General features: G+C 68.8%; 18 protein-coding genes, 1 tRNA gene and 1 other RNA gene. 13 read left to right on the forward strand and 7 right to left on the reverse strand.

Features of this window, described 5'->3' with window-relative positions:
* Positions 1-626: 626 nt before the first annotated feature.
* The 7 genes from ACFW0G_RS37770 (at position 627) to ACFW0G_RS37800 (ending at position 5,925) form a co-directional block, all read left to right on the forward strand.
* Positions 627-700, forward strand: a tRNA-Met gene (locus ACFW0G_RS37770).
* Between the two features lie 363 nt (positions 701-1,063).
* Positions 1,064-1,564: a PadR family transcriptional regulator gene (locus ACFW0G_RS37775; protein ID WP_378330301.1), complete on the forward strand. Its 501-nt coding sequence runs from the start codon at positions 1,064-1,066 to the stop codon at positions 1,562-1,564.
* 63 nt (positions 1,565-1,627) lie between these two features.
* Positions 1,628-2,734 (forward strand): peptide chain release factor 2, encoded by a 1,107-nt coding sequence (prfB, locus tag ACFW0G_RS37780; protein WP_378330302.1) that lies wholly within the window; start codon positions 1,628-1,630, stop codon positions 2,732-2,734.
* A gap of 126 nt (positions 2,735-2,860) precedes the next feature.
* Positions 2,861-3,550 (forward strand): cell division ATP-binding protein FtsE, encoded by a 690-nt coding sequence (gene ftsE, locus ACFW0G_RS37785; protein ID WP_378330303.1) that lies wholly within the window; start codon positions 2,861-2,863, stop codon positions 3,548-3,550.
* A 57-nt stretch (positions 3,551-3,607) separates the two neighbouring features.
* The gene (ftsX, locus tag ACFW0G_RS37790) at positions 3,608-4,501 is read left to right on the forward strand and encodes a permease-like cell division protein FtsX (RefSeq protein WP_378330304.1); all 894 of its coding nucleotides are present in this window, start codon (positions 3,608-3,610) and stop codon (positions 4,499-4,501) included.
* 48 nt (positions 4,502-4,549) lie between these two features.
* A complete protein-coding gene (gene smpB / locus ACFW0G_RS37795; protein ID WP_378330305.1) occupies positions 4,550-5,032 on the forward strand; it encodes an SsrA-binding protein SmpB in 483 nt (160 codons plus the stop codon).
* Entirely contained in the window at positions 5,029-5,925 is an 897-nt protein-coding gene (locus ACFW0G_RS37800; protein WP_378330306.1) for an amidohydrolase family protein, read from the forward strand. Before smpB ends, ACFW0G_RS37800 begins: the two co-directional genes overlap by 4 nt.
* Here the strand turns inward: ACFW0G_RS37800 and ACFW0G_RS37805 are convergent.
* The 5 genes from ACFW0G_RS37805 to ACFW0G_RS37825 all read right to left on the reverse strand — a co-directional run bounded on the left by ACFW0G_RS37805 (position 5,915) and on the right by ACFW0G_RS37825 (position 10,379).
* Positions 5,915-7,270 carry an acyltransferase gene (locus ACFW0G_RS37805; RefSeq protein WP_378330307.1) on the reverse strand — a complete coding sequence of 452 codons (1,356 nt, stop codon included), beginning with the start codon at positions 7,268-7,270 and terminating at the stop codon, positions 5,915-5,917. The genes ACFW0G_RS37800 and ACFW0G_RS37805 overlap by 11 nt on opposite strands.
* 110 nt (positions 7,271-7,380) lie before the next feature.
* Positions 7,381-7,611: a hypothetical protein gene (locus ACFW0G_RS37810; RefSeq protein ID WP_378330308.1), complete on the reverse strand. Its 231-nt coding sequence runs from the start codon at positions 7,609-7,611 to the stop codon at positions 7,381-7,383.
* Positions 7,612-7,854: 243 nt separating this feature from the next.
* A complete protein-coding gene (locus ACFW0G_RS37815) occupies positions 7,855-8,496 on the reverse strand; it encodes a response regulator (protein ID WP_378330309.1) in 642 nt (213 codons plus the stop codon).
* A gap of 54 nt (positions 8,497-8,550) precedes the next feature.
* The gene (locus ACFW0G_RS37820; protein ID WP_378330310.1) at positions 8,551-9,687 is read right to left on the reverse strand and encodes a sensor histidine kinase; all 1,137 of its coding nucleotides are present in this window, start codon (positions 9,685-9,687) and stop codon (positions 8,551-8,553) included.
* The gene (locus ACFW0G_RS37825) at positions 9,684-10,379 is read right to left on the reverse strand and encodes a sensor domain-containing protein (protein ID WP_378330311.1); all 696 of its coding nucleotides are present in this window, start codon (positions 10,377-10,379) and stop codon (positions 9,684-9,686) included. The genes ACFW0G_RS37820 and ACFW0G_RS37825 overlap by 4 nt, the downstream gene beginning before the upstream one ends.
* Positions 10,380-10,538: 159 nt before the next feature.
* On the opposite strand from ACFW0G_RS37825, the gene ssrA reads away from it, so the two are divergent.
* Positions 10,539-10,910, forward strand: a transfer-messenger RNA (tmRNA) gene (gene ssrA / locus ACFW0G_RS37830).
* A 242-nt stretch (positions 10,911-11,152) separates the two neighbouring features.
* Here the strand turns inward: ssrA and ACFW0G_RS37835 are convergent.
* Both ACFW0G_RS37835 and ACFW0G_RS37840 read right to left on the reverse strand, forming a co-directional pair.
* On the reverse strand, positions 11,153-12,346 hold the full coding sequence (locus ACFW0G_RS37835; RefSeq protein ID WP_378330312.1) for a diguanylate cyclase: 1,194 nt from the start codon (positions 12,344-12,346) through the stop codon (positions 11,153-11,155).
* Positions 12,347-12,776: 430 nt separating this feature from the next.
* Positions 12,777-13,565, reverse strand: coding sequence for an IclR family transcriptional regulator (locus tag ACFW0G_RS37840; protein ID WP_378330313.1), 789 nt, complete (start codon positions 13,563-13,565; stop codon positions 12,777-12,779).
* A 185-nt stretch (positions 13,566-13,750) separates the two neighbouring features.
* Here ACFW0G_RS37840 and hutH point away from each other — a divergent pair, with 185 nt between their 5' ends.
* From hutH to hutI, 5 genes are read left to right on the forward strand one after another with little or no spacing between them, the layout of a single operon-like run.
* Positions 13,751-15,307, forward strand: a complete 1,557-nt coding sequence (hutH, locus tag ACFW0G_RS37845; RefSeq protein WP_378330314.1) for a histidine ammonia-lyase — start codon at positions 13,751-13,753, stop codon at positions 15,305-15,307.
* Position 15,308: 1 nt separating this feature from the next.
* Positions 15,309-16,958, forward strand: a complete 1,650-nt coding sequence (hutU, locus tag ACFW0G_RS37850) for a urocanate hydratase (protein WP_378330315.1) — start codon at positions 15,309-15,311, stop codon at positions 16,956-16,958.
* A complete protein-coding gene (locus tag ACFW0G_RS37855) occupies positions 16,958-18,157 on the forward strand; it encodes an allantoate amidohydrolase (RefSeq protein ID WP_378330316.1) in 1,200 nt (399 codons plus the stop codon). The genes hutU and ACFW0G_RS37855 overlap by 1 nt, the downstream gene beginning before the upstream one ends.
* Positions 18,154-19,458, forward strand: coding sequence for a formimidoylglutamate deiminase (locus ACFW0G_RS37860; protein ID WP_378330317.1), 1,305 nt, complete (start codon positions 18,154-18,156; stop codon positions 19,456-19,458). The genes ACFW0G_RS37855 and ACFW0G_RS37860 overlap by 4 nt, the downstream gene beginning before the upstream one ends.
* Positions 19,446-20,591: an imidazolonepropionase gene (hutI, locus tag ACFW0G_RS37865; protein ID WP_378330318.1), complete on the forward strand. Its 1,146-nt coding sequence runs from the start codon at positions 19,446-19,448 to the stop codon at positions 20,589-20,591. Before ACFW0G_RS37860 ends, hutI begins: the two co-directional genes overlap by 13 nt.
* Positions 20,592-20,760 lie beyond the last annotated feature (169 nt).

Here is a 20,760-nt window from a genome sequence, read left to right on the forward strand (position 1 = left end):
CCACTATTCCTACAACCTCACCCAACCCCTTTTTGTTCCTGGTGGGGTGGGGTGTTATTTTTTTAAATCCCACACCCCGCATCCCGGGGTGGGGGCCCCGGGTTGGGGTAACCCGCACCCCCGGGCCTCTTTCGCGTTTTCTTCGGGGGTCGAACCCCCGGGCCCCGCCAAGAGGGGCTCCGCCCCCTTGGATCCCCCGCCGCGGTGGTTACGTCTGGCGTGTTGGTTGCGTTGAGTGTGGTCGCGTTGAGCTTCGGGGCAGGGTGAGCGTGGGCGGCGGGTTGTCGTTGTGTGGTGCGGGTTGTGGTAGTTGGGGTGTTTTTGCGGGGTGGCGGCTGGTGGGTCGGCGAGCGATAGCAAAGGTCCCTTGCTCCTCGGGCGCGTGAGCAAAGGTCCCTTGATGCTGGTCGGCGATAGCGAAGGTCCCTTGATGGCGCGGGAGAGGGTGGGCGTGTCGCGAGATGGGGCTGCGGGGCGTGGGTTGCGGAGGGTGATGGCGGGAGCGGCCATCGGGGGAGGGAGTCTGCTGGGCGGGTGAGTTGTGGCAGGCCAGCGGGGGTGCAGGGCGCTAGGGAGGGGTGCCTGAAAACCGGTTGAGGGCGTCCGGTAGTCTTTCCTTACAACGACGCGGGGTGGAGCAGCTCGGTAGCTCGCTGGGCTCATAACCCAGAGGTCGCAGGTTCAAATCCTGTCCCCGCTACAGAGGAAGAGACCCGGCTTGCGGATTCCGCAAGCCGGGTCTTGTTTTTGTGGTGTTTCTGAGGTCTGGCAGCAGGGTTCTTGCGATACGCGTGAAGGCCGGTCCCTCCACTGGAGGTTGCCTTTGTGCGCTACCGGCGAAAAGCAGAAGCGAAAATAGGACAACGTTTCCAACCGGTGCCGTGAATGCTGTGCTGGATGGCCGAGAAGGTTGGGCTGGTTGGCGGGGTCGGTTGCGCAGCGTGGCCGGGTCCACTGTGGACTAGGGCCTGATTGGGCCGAACGAGCGGATCTCACTAGCCACAATGGACAGATGTGCTGACCACTGTGGACACAGCGGCCGAGAAGTGGGAACGTAGAGGACGTGTCCGAATTAAATGCAACCGCCGCCGCTCTGCTTGGTCTGCTCCACGACGGTCCCGCCACCGGCGGGCAGCTCGTCGCAGGGGCGGGTGAGCGCTTCGGCGCCTTCTTCAGTGTCACTCGCAGCCAGGTCTACCGCGAGCTCCCGGCGCTGTCCAAGGAAGGCCTCGTTCGGCTCGGCAAGCAGGGCCCGCGTTCCAGCCAGCAGTACGTCATCACCGCAGCCGGCAAGAAGGCCTTCAAGAACTGGCTGGCCTCCGAAGCCGGTCCCGACCACCTGCGCAGCCCGCTCATCCTGCGGCTCGTGCACGCCGGGTCGTTGACCGCGAAGCAGCGCGCCTCGCTCCTCGAGACCGCACGCTCCAGCTACGGCCAGCAGCTCGACGACGCGAAAGCCGCCACGAAGGCGGCCGACGGGCCCTACGAGAAGGCCGTCGGCGAGTTCGCTCAGGCGCAGGCCAAAGCCGCGCTGAAGCTGCTCGACGCCATCCCGTCCGCCTGATTCACCCCACCCACGGCCGGTTCCTCGCAACCGGTCGTGGGTTTTGCCGTAACCTTGGCAGGCGTGAGTGATGAGTTCGACGCGGCACTGAGGGACCTGACCGGCAAACTGGCGCAGATCGAGTCGGTGATGGACCTGGACGCGCTGCGCGCTCAGGTAGCGGATCTGGAACAGCAGGCCTCCAGCCCCAACCTCTGGGACGACCCCGAGGCAGCCCAGAAGGTCACCAGCCAGCTGTCCCACCGGCAGGCCGAGCTACGGCGTGTCTCCGAGCTGCGCCAGCGGCTCGACGATCTCGGCGTGCTCTACGAGCTGGCCGAGGCCGAGGGTGACTCCGGCAGCCAGAGCGAAGCCCAGGAGGAGCTCACCGAGCTCGGCAAGGACATCGACGCCCTCGAGGTCCGCACGCTGCTCTCCGGTGAGTACGACGCGCGCAACGCCGTCGTCACCATCCGCTCCGAGGCGGGTGGCGTCGACGCGGCCGACTGGGCCGAGATGCTGCTGCGCATGTACCTGCGCTGGGCCGAACGCCACGGGTATCCGACCGACGTCTACGACATCTCCTACGCCGAAGAGGCGGGCATCAAGTCGGCGACGTTCAAGGTGAGCGCGCCGTACGTGTACGGGACGTTGTCGGTCGAACAGGGCACGCACCGCCTGGTGCGCATCTCGCCTTTCGACAACCAGAGCCGGCGCCAGACCTCCTTCGCACACGTCGAGGTGCTCCCCGAGGTCGAAGAGGTCGACCACGTCGACATCCCGGAGAAGGACATCCGGGTCGACGTCTACCGTTCGTCAGGGCCTGGTGGACAGAGCGTGAACACGACCGACTCCGCGGTCCGGATCACGCACATCCCGACCGGCATCGTCGTCTCGTGTCAGAACGAGAAGTCGCAGCTGCAGAACAAGGCCGCGGCGATGAAGGTGCTCCAGGCGCGGCTGCTGCAGCGCAAGAAGGAGGAGGAGCGCGCCGAGCTGAACGCGCTCAAGGACGGCGGCTCCAGCTGGGGCAACCAGATGCGCTCCTACGTGCTGCACCCGTACCAGATGGTCAAGGATCTGCGCACCGAGTACGAGGTCGGTAACCCGTCGGCGGTGCTGGACGGCGAGATCGACAGCTTCCTCGAGGCGGGCATCCGCTGGCGCAAGCAGCAGACCACGGCCGCCTGACCGCCGGTTTTCCCGAAGAGGAGCAAGGGACCTTTGCTATCGCCCGGCGGTAGTAAAGGTCCCTTGCTCACCCCCGGGGCACGGGCAACCTCGGCTTAACGAACCCAATGGGTAGTATGCCGAATCGTGATCCGGCTCGAAGAGGTTTCCAAGGTCTACAAGACCTCGACCAGGCCTGCCCTGGAGCGGGTGTCGGTCGACATCGACAAGGGTGAGTTCGTCTTCCTGATCGGGCCCTCGGGCTCGGGGAAGTCGACGTTCCTCCGGCTCCTGCTGCGTGAAGAGGTGCCGTCCAAGGGCCGCGTGATGGTGTCGAACTTCGACGTCGCGAAGCTGGCTCGCCGCCGGGTCCCGCGCCTGCGGCAGACGATCGGCTGTGTGTTCCAGGACTTCCGCCTGCTCGCGAACAAGACCGTCGCGGAGAACGTCGCGTTCGCACTCGAGGTCATCGGCAAGCCGCGGCAGACGATCCGCAAGGTCGTGCCCGAGGTGCTGGAGCTGGTCGGCCTCGACGGCAAGGCCGATCGGCTGCCCAACGAGCTGTCCGGTGGTGAGCAGCAGCGCGTGGCGATCGCGCGCGCGTTCGTGAACCGGCCGCTGGTGCTGCTGGCCGACGAGCCCACCGGGAACCTGGACCCGGACACCAGCCAGGACATCATGTTGCTGCTGGAGCGGATCAACCGCACCGGCACCACCGTGCTCATGGCCACCCACGATCATTCCATCGTGGACTCCATGCGCCGCCGGGTCGTCGAGCTGCAACTCGGCCGGGTGATCCGCGACGATGCCCGAGGGGTCTACGGCATCGGTCGCTGACCTCGTTCACCCGCCCAGCTCCGTCAACCCCCGAACCACAAGGGATATCCACCTGCGATGCGCGCCAGTTTCGTCTTCAGCGAGGTACTCACCGGCCTGCGCCGGAACGTCACGATGACCATCGCGATGATCCTCACCACCGCCGTTTCCCTCGCCATGCTCGGCGGTGGTCTGCTCGCCGTGCGGACGCTCGACAAGATGAAGGCCAACTTCATGGCCGACGTCGAGGTTTCCGTCTACCTCACCGATGACATCAGTGCCAACGACAAGAACTGCGCGCAGCAGCTGTGCCAGTCGTTGCGGCAGAAGCTGCAGAGCAGCGCGGGCGTCGAGTCCGTGGTGTTCGAGAACCGCGACCAGGCCTTCGACCGGTTCAAGAAGATCTTCGAGAGCCAGCCGGAACTCGTGGCGTTGACCGGCCCCGAGTCGCTGCCCGCGTCGCTGCACGTGAAGCTGAAGGACCCGGATCGCAGCGAAGTGATCGTCAAGGAGTACACCGGGCAGCCCGGCGTGCGGAAGGTCGACGACCAGAAGAAGTTCCTCGACCGGGTCTTCAACGCCTTCAACGGGGCGCGCAACCTCGCCTTCCTCGCCGCGCTGATCATGGCCATCGCTGCGCTGTTGCTGATCGCCAACACCATCCAGGTGTCCGCGTTCACCCGGCGCACCGAGGTCGGCATCATGCGGCTCGTCGGCGCGACGCGCTGGTACACGCAGCTACCGTTCCTGTTGGAGGCGGTGGTCGCCGGCGTGGTCGGTGCGGTGCTCGGCGTCATCTTCCTGGTGGCGGTGAAGGCAACGTTCCTCGATTCGGTCTTCACCGGCGAAGTCCTCCCGAAGATCACGATGCTCGAGGTGCTGTTCCCCGTCGCGCCGATCCTGCTTGCCGTGTCCGTGGTCATTTCCGCGATCACCGGGTACGTCACGCTGCGGCTGTACGTCCGTCACTAGCGGCGATAACCACCTGCTCCAGCCGGGAGAATCACGTAGAGTCGCCTTATGCCCAAGGAACGTGGCCACAAAGTAATCGTGTCGAACCGCAAGGCTCGCCACGATTACTCCATCCTGGACACCTACGAGTGCGGCCTGGTGCTCCAGGGCACCGAGGTGAAGAGCCTGCGCGCGGGCAAGGCGTCGCTCGCGGACGCCTTCGCCACCGTCGACGACGGCGAGGTGTGGCTGCGCAACGTGCACATCCCCGAGTACACGCAGGGCACGTGGACCAACCACATGCCGCGGCGGACCCGGAAACTGCTGTTGCACCGCAGGGAGATCGAGCGGCTCATCGGCAAGACCAAGGAGAGCGGTCTCTCGCTGGTGCCGTTGTCGATGTACTTCAAGGACGGCAAGGTCAAGGTCGAGATCGCGCTCGCCAAGGGTAAGAAGGCCTACGACAAACGGCAGACACTGGCGAAACGCGACGCGCAGCGCGACATCAGCCGCGCCATGGGCAGGGCGCTCAAGGGCAGGTTCACCGAGTGAGCGCCGGTCCGGCGTCCGACGCCGACGTCGCACGCTGGACGGCGTCCCTCGGGCTCGACGGGCTCGTCGACCTGCACGTCCATTTCCTGCCGAAGCCGGTGATGGACAAGGTCTGGGCCTATTTCGACCGGGCCGAGGCGCATTACGGCATGCCGTGGCCGGTGCACTACCGGACCACGGAGGACGAGCGGATCGACACTCTGCGCGCGTTCGATGTCCGCCGGTTCGCACCACTGGTCTATCCGCACAAGCCCGGGATGGCGCAATGGTTGACGTCCTGGGCGCTGGAGTTCGCCGAACGGGTGCCGGAGGCGGTGCCCACGGGCACGTTCTATCCCGAACCCGCTGCGGAGTCCTCAGTGGACGAAGCGCTGCGTGCGGGAGCCCGGTGTTTCAAGGCACATGTCCAGGTCGGTGCCTACGACCCGCGTGACGAACTGCTCGACGCGGTATGGGGATCGCTCGCCGACGCGGGTGTTCCCGTGGTCGTCCACTGTGGACACGGCCCGTTGCGGGGCGACTTCACCGGGTTGCGGATCTTCGGTGAGGTCCTGGCCCGGCATCCGAAGCTGACCGCGGTGCTCGCGCACGCGGGCTCCCCGGAGTACTCGACCGCGCTCGATCTCCTGGCGAAGTACCCGCGGGTGTACCTGGACACCACGATGGTGGGAGTCCCGTTCAGCGAGCGCGGCGCCCCGCTGCCCCCGGACTGGACGGCGCGGCTGGCCGCCTTCGCCGACCGCATCGTGCTCGGCACGGACTTCCCGAACATCCCGTACTCCTACGCCACACAGCTGCAGGCGATCGCCGGCTGGGCAGCCGACGATCGCCTGGGAGAACCGTTCCTGCGGGCGGTACTGCACGACACGCCCGCACGCCTGCTCAGCGTTTGATCGCCGCGCCCTGCGCGTTCCTGGTGAGCGCGGTGGCCTTGCCCAGGAACTGGGTGCCCAGCCGCGTCACCGGGATGTGCTTGCCCGCCAGCAGGAATCCCACGGCCGCCAGCGCCACCCACGGCACCGGACCGTGCGCGATCCCGTCGCTCAGCGGTGCGAAGCCGTGCGCTGCCAGGCCGAGCAGGCCGCCGGAGACGAGCAGCCCGGCCACGATCAGCTGGGGCAGGCGGGCGGTGCTGACCGTGCGGTCGCGGATCGACTCGAACTGGCCGAACGCCCGCAGCAGCAGGCCGAGCACGGCGGCGCAGCCCGCGACCCACACCGGGGTGATCGCCAGCCACTCGATCGAGCCGGGCGTGGGCGTCGAGTAGCCGAGGGCGTAGACCGTGATGCCGGAGACGACGATCAGTGCCGGCATGTGCCACAGGTACACACTCATGAACCGCGGGCCGATCCAGCCCAGCGCGGCGGCAGGGGCCGGGCGTGCGGCGAAGCGCGTCAACTGTGACTTGAACGCGAGCAGCAGGCCGATCTGGCCGATCGCGAGGAACGCCAGCAGGACGGTCGGCGGGCTCATGTTCGACACCGGTGCGCCCGGCATGCCGATCATGCTGGCGGGGTAGGGGCCGAAGGCGACCATGAGCGCGGTGATCCCGAAACCGGCGGCGGACAGTGCAAGCGCGCCGCGCCTGCCGAGTGACCCGAGCCTGCCGTCGACGTAGTGGAAACCGAGCTGGTGCACGGCGACCCAGATGAACACGGCGTTGGCGTAGCCGATCAGGCCGAGGTCGTTGAAGCGCGCGATGTCGACGAGCACGCCGGCGGCGACCATCACCAGCGGGACGCGCAGGCCCCAGCGGCGATGCGCGGCGACCATGAGCGGAGTGAGCAGGACGATCAGGACGTAGACCGCGAGGAACCACAGGAGCTGCGCCGCGATCGCACTGGCGATCTGCAATGGTTGATCCGGGACGCCGAGACCGCGCAGGACGTCGGGCACCACCAGCCACACCGCCAGCAGCGGCAGAACCGGCAGCATGAGCCGCCGGACCCGCGCGGCGAGCCAGGAGCGCGGGGATTCCGCGCGGCTCAGCGAGATCAGGTTCGCGGCACCGCCCGCGAAAAAGACCAGAGGCATCACTTGCGACAGCCAGGTCAGGGCCCACCAGCCGGGCGTGGCCAGTGCGTTGCCGGTCTCGAGACGCCCATTCGAGTAGGACAGCACGGGCATGATCCAGTGCTGGGCGACGACGGCGAGGATCGCTCCCGCCCGGATCACGTCCAGGAAGATGTCGCGGCTCCCGCGCGCGGACCGCGGGGTGACCTGCTGGCTTGTCTGCATGCGTCCAGCTTGGTCGCCCTGACCTGGGAAAACAGCGGTGCTGACTGCCGTATCCGCCCGGGGGTTTCTGCCCGTCCGGAGGTGGGGTTCTCCCTACCTCTTCGCGGAGATCAGGATTCGCGGATGCTGTCGGGCTCGGACCGGGACTCGGCCGACACGCGGTACTCCCAGCCCTCTTCGGTGAGACCCAGCTCGTAGAGCGTCTCGATCTTGGGGCCGCCGTGGAGATGGATGTGCCGGACGACGGTGCCCGGTACCAGTTCGTCGTCGCCGAGTTCGTGGACGCGGCCGTCCAGCGGTCCGCCGAAGAAGCGGACGCTCTGGGTGGGGCGGCCTGTCATCGCGACTCCTCACTCGGCCGGGCGACGTCTCGCCCATGGTAAGTGAGCGGAACCGCGGGTTCTGCCGTCGGAACGGGTGACCGCTCGATCCAGCCTACCGGGAGAGGAGGAGCGGGGGACCTTTGCTCACGCTGGTTATTTCGGCTAAGCAACGATAGTAAAGGTCCCTTGCTTCCGCCAGGCGATAGCAAAGCTCCCTTGCTCCTCTCCGGCGATAGCAAAGGTCCCTTGCTCCCTCGGGGATCAGCGGCCCAGGTAGGTGAGCACCGCGCGGACCCGGCGATGTTCCTCCGCGCTGGCTTCCAGGCCGAGCTTCGAGAAGATGTTGCCGATGTGCTTCTCGACGGCGCCGTGGGAGACGACCAGCGAGTTCGCGATCGCGGTGTTCGAGAGCCCCTGTGCCATCAGGCCCAGCACCTCCGACTCGCGCGCGGTCAGCGCGTCGAGCGGGTTCTTGCGGCCGCGGGCCATCAGCTGCGCGATGACGTCGGGGTCGATCGCGGTGCCGCCACCGGCGACGCGGCGGACCGCGTCCAAGAACTCGGCGACGTCCGCGACGCGCTCTTTCAGCAGATAGCCGACACCGCCGGCGCCGCCGGAGAGCAATTCGACCGCATAGCTTTCCTCGACGTACTGCGAAAGCACCAGCACAGGCAAGCCGGGGAGGGCACTGCGCGCGGCCAATGCGGCACGCAAGCCCTCGTCGGTGAAGGTCGGCGGCATCCGGACGTCCACGATCGCCAGATCGGGCCGGTGTTCGGTGACGGCGCCGAGCAGGTCGTCGCCGTTGTCGACCGCGGCGACCGTTTCGATCCCCTCGTCGGCGAGCAGGCGCGTCACCCCCGCCCGCAGCAGCACGGCGTCCTCGGCGATCACTACCCGCATGGGGCCCCCAGATTCGTGAGTGAACTGCGACCCCGCTATTCACTCACGAATCGGTTACCACTCACACGGCAGGTCCGCCCGGATGACCGTCGGGCCACCCTCCGGGCTCACCACTGTGATGACGCCGTCGATCGTGGCGGCCCGGTCGGCCAGCCCGGCGAGCCCGCCACCCGGCCGCATTTCGGCGCCGCCGTGGCCGTTGTCGGTGATTTCCACGATGACGTGGGTGTCCGATCGCCACACCTTCACTGCCGCCTCGGACGCGCCTGAGTGCTTCGCGATGTTCGTCAGCGTCTCGCCGACGATGAAGTACGCGGTCGTTTCCACAGCCGCCGGTGGCCGCGGCTCGACGTCGACCTTGACGTCCACCGGGATCGGTGACTTCGCCGCCTGTGCGGACAGCGCCGCGTCCAGGCCGCGGTCCCCGAGCACCGCCGGATAGATGCCGCGAGCCAGGTCACGTAGCTCCGACACCGCGAGTTTCGCGTCCGAATGCGCCTCGTCGATCAGTTCGCGTACCGCGGCCGGGTCGTTCTCGAACTTCGACTTCGCCCGTCCGAGGCTCATCGCCACGGCGACGAGCCGCTGCTGCGCGCCGTCGTGCAGGTCGCGTTCGATCCGACGGCGTTCGGCCTCGGCCGCGTCCACGCCTCGGGCCCGCGACGCCTGAAGGCGCTGCGCGCGCTGCTCCAGCCGCTTCGTCCGGTTCGGCCCGAGCAGGGCGAGCGCCACGTTCCCGTGCAGCCAGCCGACCCATGGGAGCACCCAGATCGCCATCGGCAGCAACACGATCGACGCGATCGCGAGTGGGAACTCCGCACACGCGAGCGGGAACGCCGCGATCAGATAGGCCAGATCGCGCCAGGTCGTCGCGTCGGTCAGCCGCACCAGCCAGCTCCGCACGAATGGCAGGCCCTCGGTCGACAGCCGTTCGACCGGGGGCAGTGGCACCCGCAGCATCTTGTGCGCCCAGCGTCGCTCGACGTCTCCGGACCAGCGGACGAAACTCGTCGTGGCCAGCAGGATCGGGAACCCGATCCAGACCACCACGGTGCTGATACCCACCGCGAACCCCACGACGGCGAGCACGAACTGGATCAGCCGCAGGGGAAAGCTCGCGATCATGTAGAGGATCGCGCGGACCGAGCCCGGCCGCGGGACCTCCACCGGTACCTGTTCCTCGGTCGTCATCCCGCCACCGTGTTCATCTCTTCGACCTCGTTCCACGCCTTCTCCATCCGGTGCCGCTGTGCCATCGTCGGCCCGAGCAGCGCCGTCGCGAACTTCGCGTGCAGCCCGCCCAGCGCCTTGGTCAACGCCACCGACAACGCGACGAACAGGACCCCCAGCGCCGCCCACGGCAGCGCGGCCACGGTCGAGTCGACCGTGATCCACCGCAGATCGTAGGACGGGAAGAAGTACGCGCCGTCGGGCAGGAACCGGTAGAAGATCGGCAGCGCGACCAGCCCCAGGCTCGTCGCCCAGAACACCGTCACCAGGACGAACTCGAACAGGCCCAGCGGGAACAGCAGGAAGAGGTAGGCCAGGTCCCGCCACGTCGACGGATCCTTGAGCCGCGCCTTCCACCGCGCCGACTGCGAGCCGGCCGGAAGCGGCAGATACGGCAGGTCGATGTAGGTGTCCAGCAGGGCGTACACCCGTGCGCGCTCCATGCGCGCCGCACCTCGCGCCGACAACACCACCAATGCCAGGATCGGCACGCCGACCCACACCACAGCTGTGCTGAGCCCTGCCGGGACCAGCCCGACCAACAGGGCGAACGCAACGGCTCCGAGCGGCAGGCTCAACAGCAGGAACGCCAGCGAACCGCCGAGCGCCGGGGCGTGGCGGCCGGCCTCGCCGGTAGCCGATGCGGTGACCATGGTGACTCCTCTCCTGGACGAGAACCCCAGCATCCCGTCCCCGCGCCCACCGCGACATGGTGTGAGCGGGCATCTCCCAGGTAGGGCCAACCCCACCACCCGCCGGAAACAAACCGCTAGTCAGACGCGTTATGCTGTACAGGTTATGTCCCACACCAAGGGGGTGAACGGTTTCGACTCTGGACGTCGAGTCAGGAGAAGCGTGCCGGTGCAGGCGAGAGACCACCGTAAGCGTCATCGCAAACCAATAAGCGCCAAGGCCAATAGCCAGCGCGACTACGCCCTCGCCGCCTGAGCGAGCGCGTAGTCTGTCGGACCGGGTTTTCCTCCGCCCCGGTTTCCGGCATCAGCTAGGAGGATTACCGTCAGTCCCGGCCACGGGGCCTGATCGGGAAATCAACAGTGGCTGGGCCCGTCACTTCGGCTTGTTCACGTGACCGGAGGGGCCAAGTAGAGACACAGTGGACTGCGCACGGAGAAGCCCTGAGGAGGCGCTAGAGGACCCGGGTTCAATTCCCGGCACCTCCACAAGTCTGGGGGCGAGTGCTCGCGGAGAGCGCTCGCCCCCTTCCTTGTGTCGGGTGTTTTGTGGGGGCCCAGCCCCCACACCCCGGCCGGGGGCACGCCCCCGGACCCCCATCCGGTGTGGTTGCGTCAGGTGGTTCGTGCCGGTTGGTGGCCATCCGGCAGTCCCCTTCGTGGGCGGTTGGGGCGTGTTTTTGCTGGTCGCGGGGCAAGTGTTAGCAAAGGTCCCTTGCTCCTCTTTGGGGGCGTCAGCCGAGGTCGGTTACGTGGACTACTTTGTTCCGGCCGGTGGACTTGGCGTGGTAGAGGGCGTTGTCGGCCGAGTCGAGCAGAAGCGGCAGAGTCGTCCCGGAGCGCGGGTAGGACGCGCTCCCGATGGACGCGGACAAGCCCGAAACCGTCGCGTGCTCGGTGGGGACCGAAAGCCGGCTGATGGCCTGGCGGATCCGCTCGGCCACCGGTGCGATGTCCGGCTCCGCGACGTCGGGCAGCAGCACCACGAACTCCTCACCGCCGAACCGGCCGACGGCGTCGTCGCGATCACGGACCGCAGTGGTGATGGCGCCCGCGACGGCCTTCAACACAGCGTCGCCCGCGAGGTGGCCGTAGGTGTCGTTCACCCGCTTGAAGTGATCGAGGTCGATCATGAGCAGCCCGAACCTCCTGCGCCGCTGCGCCGCCGTCGCCAGAGCGCGTTCGGCTAGGACACGCCAGCCCGAGATGTTGAGCAAACCGGTCTTCTCGTCACGGTTGGCGGCGGCTTCGAGCTGCTTGACCAGCACTGTGCGCTGCAGGATCAGCAACGGTGGCAGTACCAGCACGACCAGCCACGGCATCGTCGCCAGGGTGAGTGCGTTGAGCGCGCCGAGGCAGAGCGTCGCCAGTTCGAGCCGGTTGTCGCCCCAGGTCCCGAACAGCTCCTGGGCTGTTCGGCCCACGACGTTCTGGGCAGGCAGCACGAGTAGAGCGTTGACCACGAAATAGGCGACGCCGGTCGCGGCGACGACGAGCGCGCCGGTCCACCCGCGGCTCACCGCGGCGGCCATCCCGCCGACATCGCACAGGGCGAGGACGCCGTGGGCGGCGAAACCGGAAAGGGCGATGATGGTGGCGTTGCTGGCCGACCGGAACGGCGCGGCCTGGCGCAGGCGGTTCCAGCTGCGAGTCGAGAGATGCAGGTACAAGCCGCCCGTGAGCAGCGCCGTCAGCGCCGGCGGCAGCAAGAGCACACCGGCGAAAACCCATACCGACGACATGCTGATGTAGGGCGGGCCGGTAAGCCGCCGGTAGTCGCGCTCGATCTGGCGGCCGAATTCGCTCTGCACGACTCCGGCCGCGAGAAGGACACAGAAGGTCAGTACCGCGTTTCCGTCGGGCCGTGTCCGGATCAGGAGAACGACCGTGGCTGCCGCCGTGGCAGCTTCGGTGAACAGACAGAACACGATGACATGTGGCCGCTGCGACCAGAGACGCCATCGGGCCAACCAGAGGAGTGGGCTACGGGTGTACCGGCTCGGCTCCGCGGCCATGCGCATCACACGGGCCCACGCCTGACGGCTATTGCCGGGATGGTTCCGGCGGGTCTTCGTGACCACCACCGTGGCGAAACGAAACCGGGTGCACGAACTTCACGGCATTCCATGGCGCAGATGCCTCCCCCTCGCGCGGAAACCGCGCGTCCCCATGAGCGGCCTTCTCCCCGTGCCCACTCGTCGTCCACGGTAGTGACCGACAGCTACGGAATCGAGTCGTTCGGCGGCAGTTGGCCCGATCGCACCAACTGCGTGTTCAGCCCGTGGGCCGGGAGCGAAGCGAGGGACCTTTGCTCACGCTCGTTACTTCGGCTAAACAACGTGAGCAAAGGTCCCTCGCTCAACCCGGCACGCCGCCGATCCGGGTGGTGAGCTCGGCAGCAGTGGCGGCGACCTCCGCCGCGAGGTCCGGCCAGGTCTGGCCGCAGACCTCGGGTTCGTCCGGGCAGAGGTGGCGCAGCGTGACGCTGATGGCCGCCATCGGGCGGGCGCCGTGGTCGAAGACCGGGCACGCGACCGACGCGAATCCGGCGGTGACGTGACCGTCTTCGACCGACCAGCCGAGCCGCCGTTCCTCGGTCAGGGTCCGGCGCAGGTCGGCCAGCGTGCGGGGACCCCGGTCGGTGCGCAGGACGAACGACGAGGTGGCCGGGAACAGGGCGCGCACATGCGCGGCGGGCAGATGCCGCAGGATCGCGCGGCCGGACGCGGTGAGCTGCGCGGGCAGCCGCACGCCGACGTCGGTCACCAGCGTTTCCGGGCGGGTGGGACGTTCCTTGATCAGGTACAGCGATTCGCTGCCGTGCAGGACGCCCAGGTGCGCGGTGTGCCCGACCCGGTCGACGAGTTTCCGCAGCAACGGGCCCGCGAGCCGTTCCAGCGGATCGTGCCGCAGGTAGGCCGAGCCCAGTTCGAAGGACGCGATCCCGAGCCCGTACCGGCGCTCGCTGGGCAGATGCGCGACGAAACCGGCGGCTTCGAGCTCGTTCAGCAGGTGATAGGTCGTGGACCGGGGGAGGCCGAGCTCCCGGGCGATGGCGGCGGCCGTCACCGGGCCCGCGCGCCCCGCGAGCAGGCGCAGCACGGCCAGCCCACGTCGCAGCGCCGGGACCTCGCTGCTTTCACCCATCGGCCACCTCCTCCGCGTCGGGATGAAGCAAGGGACCTTTGCTCACGCTTGTTTAGCCGAAGCAAACGATCGATAGCAAAGGTCCCTTGCTCCTCCGGGGAGCCTAACGGGACGCGTCTGGGATTCCAGACACAACCACTCTCCGGGGCATCCCACCAGGCGTCACGACGTTGTCCAATGAGCCCATGCCCGACTCCGTAACCTCGCCGCGCCCGGGTGACGCTCGTGTCGTCCTGGGCGCGGAGCCGCTGACCGCCGAACAGGTCGTCGACGTCGTCCGCGGGCGTACGCCCGTCGCGTTGAGTGACGCGGCCGAGAAGAACCTCGCCGCCACTCGCCAGCACATCGAGAATCTCGCCCACGCCGCGACGCCGACGTACGGCGTCTCGACCGGCTTCGGCGCGCTCGCCACCCGGCACATCCCGCTCGAGAGCCGGACGGCGCTCCAGCGGTCGCTGATCCGCTCGCACGCCGCCGGGGCGGGCCCGGCGGTCGAGGCCGAGGTCGTTCGCGCGCTGATGTTGCTGCGTCTGCGGACGCTCGCCAGCGGGTACACCGGCGTCCGCCCGGTCACCGCGCAAACGCTTGCGGCCATGCTCAACGCGGACATCACCCCGATCGTCCACGAGTACGGCTCGCTCGGCTGCTCTGGTGACCTCGCTCCGCTCGCCGCCATCGCGCTCGCGCTGATGGGAGAGGGCGAAGTCAGCCACGACGGCGAGATCAAGCCTGCCGCAGAGGCGCTCAAGAGCGCGGGTATCGAGCCGATCGTCCTCGCCGAGAAGGAAGGCCTCGCGCTCACCAACGGGACCGACGGCATGCTCGGCATGCTCCTGCTCGCCGCCGCGGACCTTCGCAAGCTCTTCGACGTCGCGGACATCACCGCGGCAATGAGCGTCGAGGCGCTGCTCGGCACGGACCGCGTTTTCGCCGCTGACCTCCAGGCGCTGCGGCCGCACCCCGGCCAGGCCACCAGCGCCGCCCGGATGTTCAAGGCCCTTCAGGGCTCGAAGATCGTCGAGAGTCACCGGGGCCCGGACTGCAACCGCGTCCAGGACGCCTATTCGCTGCGCTGCGCGCCGCAGGTGCACGGCGGCGCCCGCGACAGCCTGACTCACGCGGAGCTCGTCGCCGACCGCGAACTCCGGTCCGCTGTGGACAATCCCGTCGTACTGGCCGACGGCCGCGTCGAGTCCAACGGCAACTTCCACGGCGCGCCCGTCGCGTATGTGCTCGACTTCCTCGCCATCCCGCTCGCCGACGTCGCCAGCATCGCCGAGCGCCGCACGGACCGGATGCTCGACAAGGCCCGTTCGCACGGCCTGCCGCCGTTCCTCGCGCACGACCCCGGTGTCGACTCCGGGCACATGATCGCCCAGTACACCCAGGCCGCGGTGGTCAGCGAACTCAAACGGCTCGCCGTGCCCGCCTCGGTCGACTCGATCCCGAGCAGCGCCATGCAGGAGGACCACGTCTCCATGGGCTGGTCGGCCGCGCGCAAGCTGCGCAAGGCCGTCGACGGGCTCACCACCGTCCTCGCGATCGAACTGCTCACCGCCGCCCGCGCGCTCGACATGCGCGCCCCCCTCGAACCGTCGCCGGTCACCGGCCGTGTCCGGGAGCTGGTGCGCACCCGCGTCGAGGGGCCGGGGCCCGACCGGCATCTGGCGCCGGAAATCGCCGCTGTCGAAGAACTCGTCGCGTCGGGCGCAGTGCTCGCCGCGGCCAGGCTGGAGGTCTGACATGTCCCGCACGATCCGCGCCGCACGTGGCACCCAGCGCACAGCCAAGAGCTGGCAGACCGAGGCCGCGCTGCGCATGTTCCACAACAACCTCGACCCCGACGTCGCCGAGCGCCCCGAGGACCTCGTCGTCTACGGCGGCACCGGCAAGGCCGCCCGCAACTGGGCGAGCTTCGACGCCATCACCCGCGAACTGACCACTTTGGACAATGACGAGACACTGCTCGTCCAGTCCGGCAAGCCGGTCGGCGTGTTCCGCACGCACGAATGGGCGCCGCGGGTGCTCATCGCGAACTCGAACCTGGTCGGCGACTGGGCGACCTGGCCCGAATTCCGGCGCCTGGAACAGCAGGGCCTGACGATGTACGGGCAGATGACCGCCGGGTCCTGGATCTACATCGGCACGCAGGGAATCCTGCAGGGCACCTACGAAACCTTCGCCGCGGTCGCGAAGAAGAAGTTCGGCGGCAGCCTCAAGGGCACGCTCACCGTCACCGCCGGGCTCGGCGGCATGGGCGGCGCGCAGCCCCTCGCGGTCACGATGAACGACGGCGTCGCGCTCGTCATCGAATGCGATCCGCAGCGCGCGCACCGCCGCGTCGAAACGCGCTACCTGGACGAGGTCGCCGACGATCTCGACGACGCCATCGCCCGCGTCACTACCGCGAAGAAGGAGAGGCGCGCGCTGTCCGTCGGCGTTGTCGGCAACGCCGCCGAGGTACTGCCGGAGTTGCTCCGACGCGGTGTAGAGGTCGACATCGTCACCGACCAGACCTCGGCCCACGACCCGCTTTCCTATCTGCCCAAGGGAATCTCGGTCGACGACTGGCACGACTACGCGGCGAAGAAGCCCGACGAGTTCACCGACCGCTCCCGCGAGTCGATGGCCGATCACGTCGACGCGATGCTCGGCTTCCTCGACCGTGGTGCCGAGGTGTTCGACTACGGCAACTCCCTGCGTGGCGAGGCGAAACTCGGTGGCTGCGAGCGCGCCTTCGACTTCCCCGGGTTCGTCCCGGCCTACATCCGGCCATTGTTCTGCGAGGGCAACGGGCCGTTCCGCTGGGCCGCGCTCTCGGGCGACCCGGAGGACATCGCCGCGACCGACCGCGCGATGCTGGAACTGTTCCCGGAGAACGAATCCCTCGCGCGCTGGATCAACATGGCGGGCGAACGCGTTGCCTTCCAAGGACTTCCGGCGCGGATCTGCTGGCTCGGCTACGGCGAGCGGCATCTGGCTGGCCTGCGGTTCAACGAGATGGTCGCCAGCGGTGAGCTGAAGGCGCCGGTCGTCATCGGGCGTGACCACCTCGATTCCGGCAGCGTCGCCTCGCCGTACCGCGAGACCGAGGGCATGGCCGACGGTTCCGACGCGATCGCCGACTGGCCGCTGCTGAACGCGCTGGTCAACACCGCGTCCGGGGCGAGCTGGGTGTCGCTGCACCACGGCGGCGGAGTCGGCATGGGCCGGTCCATCCACGCCGGGCAGGTCACGGTCGCCGATGGCACACTGCTGGCGGCGCAGAAACTGGAGCGGGTGCTCACGAACGACCCCGGGATGGGCGTCATCCGGCACGTCGACGCCGGGTACGAGCGGGCGTCCGACGTCGCGGACGAGCGGGGCGTCCGAGTGCCCATGAAGGAGAGCTGATGACGGCGAGCGGGCTGCTCGGCGAGATCGCGGACGTAGGCACCGACGGCAAACGCGGCGGCTACTCGCGGCACGTCTTCGACGCCGCCGAACGCGAACTGCGGACGTGGTTCGTGGAACGCGCGCAGCGAATCGGCCTCGACATCGAGACCGACCGCAACGGCAACATCTGGGCCTGGTGGGGAACGCCCGGCCCGGACGCCGTCGTGACCGGGAGCCATCTGGACTCGGTTCCCGGCGGCGGCGCGTTCGACGGCCCGCTCGGGGTCGCCAGTGCGCTGACCGCCGTGGAACTCCTGCAGGACAAGGGATTCCGCCCGGCCAAGCCGTTCGCGATCGTGGTTTTCGCCGAGGAGGAGGGTGGCCGGTTCGGCGTGCCGTGCCTCGGCTCCCGGCTCATGACGGGCACCATCGATGTCGACAAGGCCCGTGCGCTGCGCGACCCGGGCGGCGTCACTTTCGCCGAGGCGGCCGCGAAGGCCGGGCTCGACCCGGAGCGAATCGGGCCGGACAAGGAGTCGCTCGGGCGCATCGGCCGGTTCGTCGAACTGCACGTCGAGCAGGGGCGCGGCCTGATCGACCTCGGCTCGCCGGTCGCGGTCGGCAGCACCGTGATCGCGCACGGGCGCTGGCGATTCTCCTTCTCCGGTCAGGGAAACCACGCCGGGGCGACGCTGATCACCGACCGGCGCGATCCGATGATCCCGGCCGCGGAGACGGTCGTCGCCGCGCGACGGCTCGCCAAGGCGCTCGACGACGCGCGTGCCACCGTGGGCAGGCTCGTACCGACGCCGGGTGGCACCAACGTCATCGCGTCCACTGTGGACATCTGGCTGGACGCACGGGTTCCCGGTGACACGAGGACGATCAAGCTGGTCGACGAACTGGCCGAGGCGGCACAAGCGGCAGCCGAGAGCGAGGGCTGCCGGGTCGAGATCACCCTGGAGTCCTATTCGGACGATGTCGCGTTCGACCAGGCGCTGCGGCGGGATCTCGGGACGTGGCTGGGCAATCCGCCCGAACTGCCGACGGGCGCCGGGCACGACGCCGCGATCCTGGCCGGATTCGTCCCGTCCGGCATGCTTTACGTCCGGAATCCGACGGGGATCAGCCATTCACCGGAGGAATTCGCCGAGGCCGGCGACGTCGAGCAGGGGGCTCGCGCGCTCGCCGAGGTTCTGGAGAAAATGTCGGCATGACGACGTACTGGTGTGAGCGGGCCTGGCTGCCGGACGGCCTCGCCGACGCGGTCCGGATCGAGGTCGCCGACGGCCGGATCGCCCAGGTGACTCCGGACGCGCCCCGTGCCGGGACGGTGCTGGCGGGACTGACCGTGCCGGGGTTCGCCAACGGGCATTCGCACGCGTTCCACCGCGCGCTGCGCGGGCGGACCCACCACGAGCGCGGCACGTTCTGGACCTGGCGTGACCGGATGTACGCGCTGGCCTCCCGTCTCGACCCCGACACGTACTACCGGCTCGCGCGCGGGGTGTACGCGGAAATGGTGCTCGCCGGGTACACCAGCGTCGGTGAGTTCCACTACCTGCACCACGCGCCCGGCGGAAAGCCTTACGCAGAGCCGAACGCGATGGGTGACGCGCTGCGCCGCGCCGCGGCGGACGCCGGGATCCGGCTGACCCTGCTCGACACGTGCTATCTGGCGGGCGGCATCGGCGTCGAGCCGGACGAGGTGCAGCAACGGTTTTCCGACCGTTCCGCGGAGAACTGGGCGCGGCGGGTCGCCGGGCTGGCCGAGGACGAGCTGTTCCGGGTCGGCGGCGCCATCCACTCGGTGCGCGCCGTCCCGGCCGGCCAGCTGTCCGATGTGGACAAGGGGACGCCGTCGGATCGGCCGCTGCATATCCACCTTTCCGAGCAGCGGGCGGAAAACGAGCAGTGCCTGGCGGCGTATGGCCGGACACCGACGACGATCCTGTACGACCACGGCGTGCTCGGCGAGCGGTTGACCGCCGTGCACGCCACGCACCTGACGCAGCTCGACATCGAACGTCTCGGCGCGGCACGCGGCCGGGCGTGCTTCTGCCCGACCACCGAACGCGATCTCGGCGACGGCATCGGCCCTGCCCGCGCGCTGCTCGACGCCGGGGTGCGGCTGTGCGTGGGCAGTGACAGCAACGCCGTCGTCGACGCCTTCGAGGAGACCAGGGCGCTGGAGCTGAACGAACGCTTGGCCAGCGAGGAACGCGGCCGGTTCTCGGCTGACGAACTGCTGGCCGCCGCGACGGACCACGGCGCCGTCGGCTGGCCGGAGGCCGGGACGCTGACGACGGGATCGGCCGCCGACTTCGTCACGATCGGCCTCGATTCGGTGCGAACGGCCGGGATCGAACCCTCGGGCGCGGTCTTCGCGGCGTCCGGCGCCGACGTGCGGCACGTCGTGGTCGCGGGCCGTGAGCTCGTCCGCGACGGCGAACACCAGCTCATCGAACGTCCGGAAACCGTACTGGCCAAGGAGATCGAGGCACTGTGGCAGTTCTGATCACCGGCATCGGCGAACTCACCACGAACGATCCGGAACTGGGCAAACTGCACGACGCGGCTTTGGTGCTCGACGGCGGCGAGGTCGTCTGGGCGGGCCCCGCGGCGGACGCGTCCGACGCCGATGAGCGCGTCGACGTCGAAGGCCGCGCGGTGCTGCCGGGGTGGGTGGACAGCCACACGCACCTCGTCTTCGCTGGGGACCGGACTGCCGAGTTCGAGGCGAGGATGGCGGGAAAGCCTTACAGCGCGGGCGGAATCGCGACTACGGTCGGTGCCACGCGGGAGGCCTCGGACGCCGAGCTGGCGGCGAACCTGCGGCGGCACGTCGACGAGGCGGCGTGGCAGGGCACCACCTGTCTGGAGACCAAGACCGGCTACGGGCTGAACGTCGCCGACGAGGCCCGTTCGGCGCGGATCGCCGACGAGGTGGCCGACGAGGTCACCTTCCTCGGCGCCCATCTCGTCCCGCCTGGCGTCGAGGTTGAGTCCTATGTGGACCTGGTGTGTGGCGACATGCTGGACGCGGTCGCGGGGCACGTGCGCTGGGCGGACGTCTTCTGTGAGACCGGGGCGTTCGACCAGGCGCAGTCGGCCCGTGTGCTCAAGGCCGCAGCGGAACGCGGGCTCGGGCTGCGGGTCCACGGCAACCAGCTCGGCGAAGGCCCCGGGGTGCGGCTCGCGGTCGAGCTGGGCGCGGCGAGCGTCGATCACTGCACCTACTTGAGCGATGCTGACGTCGAGGCGCTCGCCGCGTCGGACACCGTCGCGACGCTGCTGCCCGCGTGCGATTTGTCGACACGTCAGGCGCTCGCGCCCGCGCGGCGGCTGCTCGACGCGGGGGCGACGGTCGCGCTGGCCAGCAACGCCAACCCGGGCAGTTCGTACACGACGTCGGTCGCGTTCTGCGTGGCGACGGCCGTGCTGCAGATGCGGATGAGCATCGAGGAAGCGGTGTGGTCGGCGACCGCGGGAGGAGCGCGCGCGTTGCGGCGGAGCGACGTCGGCGTGCTGCGCCCTGGCGCGCGGGCCGACGTGCACGTGCTCGACGCGCCCTCGGTGACCCATCTGGCGTACCGGCCGGGGGTGCCGCTGACGTGGGCGGTGTGGCGGCGGGGTGCCCGGCTGCGCTAGCCGCCGCTGCACGAGATCTTCCGTTCGCGGCGGGAGGAGCAAGGGACATTTGCTCACGTTCGTTAGTGCGCTAATCGTTGGTGTGCTCAAGGACGTTAGCAAAGGTCCCTCGCTCCTCTTCCGCAGGTCAGGGTGGTCCGTGGGGGGCACAACGAGGGACTCTGGGTCC

The sequence above is a fragment of the Amycolatopsis sp. NPDC058986 genome, assembly GCF_042741125.1.
In the GTDB taxonomy this organism is placed as follows: Bacteria; Actinomycetota; Actinomycetes; order Mycobacteriales; family Pseudonocardiaceae; genus Amycolatopsis.

Excerpts from the sequence above, each read along its gene's own strand:
- ftsX (WP_378330304.1), top strand. The coding sequence starts at position 3,608 with ATGCGCGCCAGTTTCGTCTTCAGCGAGGTACTCACCGGCCTGCGCCGG.
- smpB (WP_378330305.1), top strand. The coding sequence starts at position 4,550 with ATGCCCAAGGAACGTGGCCACAAAGTAATCGTGTCGAACCGCAAGGCT.
- ACFW0G_RS37805 (WP_378330307.1), bottom strand. The coding sequence starts at position 7,270 with ATGCAGACAAGCCAGCAGGTCACCCCGCGGTCCGCGCGCGGGAGCCGC.
- ACFW0G_RS37810 (WP_378330308.1), bottom strand. The coding sequence starts at position 7,611 with ATGACAGGCCGCCCCACCCAGAGCGTCCGCTTCTTCGGCGGACCGCTG.
- ACFW0G_RS37815 (WP_378330309.1), bottom strand. The coding sequence starts at position 8,496 with ATGCGGGTAGTGATCGCCGAGGACGCCGTGCTGCTGCGGGCGGGGGTG.
- ACFW0G_RS37820 (WP_378330310.1), bottom strand. The coding sequence starts at position 9,687 with ATGACGACCGAGGAACAGGTACCGGTGGAGGTCCCGCGGCCGGGCTCG.
- ACFW0G_RS37825 (WP_378330311.1), bottom strand. The coding sequence starts at position 10,379 with ATGGTCACCGCATCGGCTACCGGCGAGGCCGGCCGCCACGCCCCGGCG.
- ACFW0G_RS37840 (WP_378330313.1), bottom strand. The coding sequence starts at position 13,565 with ATGGGTGAAAGCAGCGAGGTCCCGGCGCTGCGACGTGGGCTGGCCGTG.
- hutH (WP_378330314.1), top strand. The coding sequence starts at position 13,751 with ATGCCCGACTCCGTAACCTCGCCGCGCCCGGGTGACGCTCGTGTCGTC.
- hutU (WP_378330315.1), top strand. The coding sequence starts at position 15,309 with ATGTCCCGCACGATCCGCGCCGCACGTGGCACCCAGCGCACAGCCAAG.
- ACFW0G_RS37855 (WP_378330316.1), top strand. The coding sequence starts at position 16,958 with ATGACGGCGAGCGGGCTGCTCGGCGAGATCGCGGACGTAGGCACCGAC.
- ACFW0G_RS37860 (WP_378330317.1), top strand. The coding sequence starts at position 18,154 with ATGACGACGTACTGGTGTGAGCGGGCCTGGCTGCCGGACGGCCTCGCC.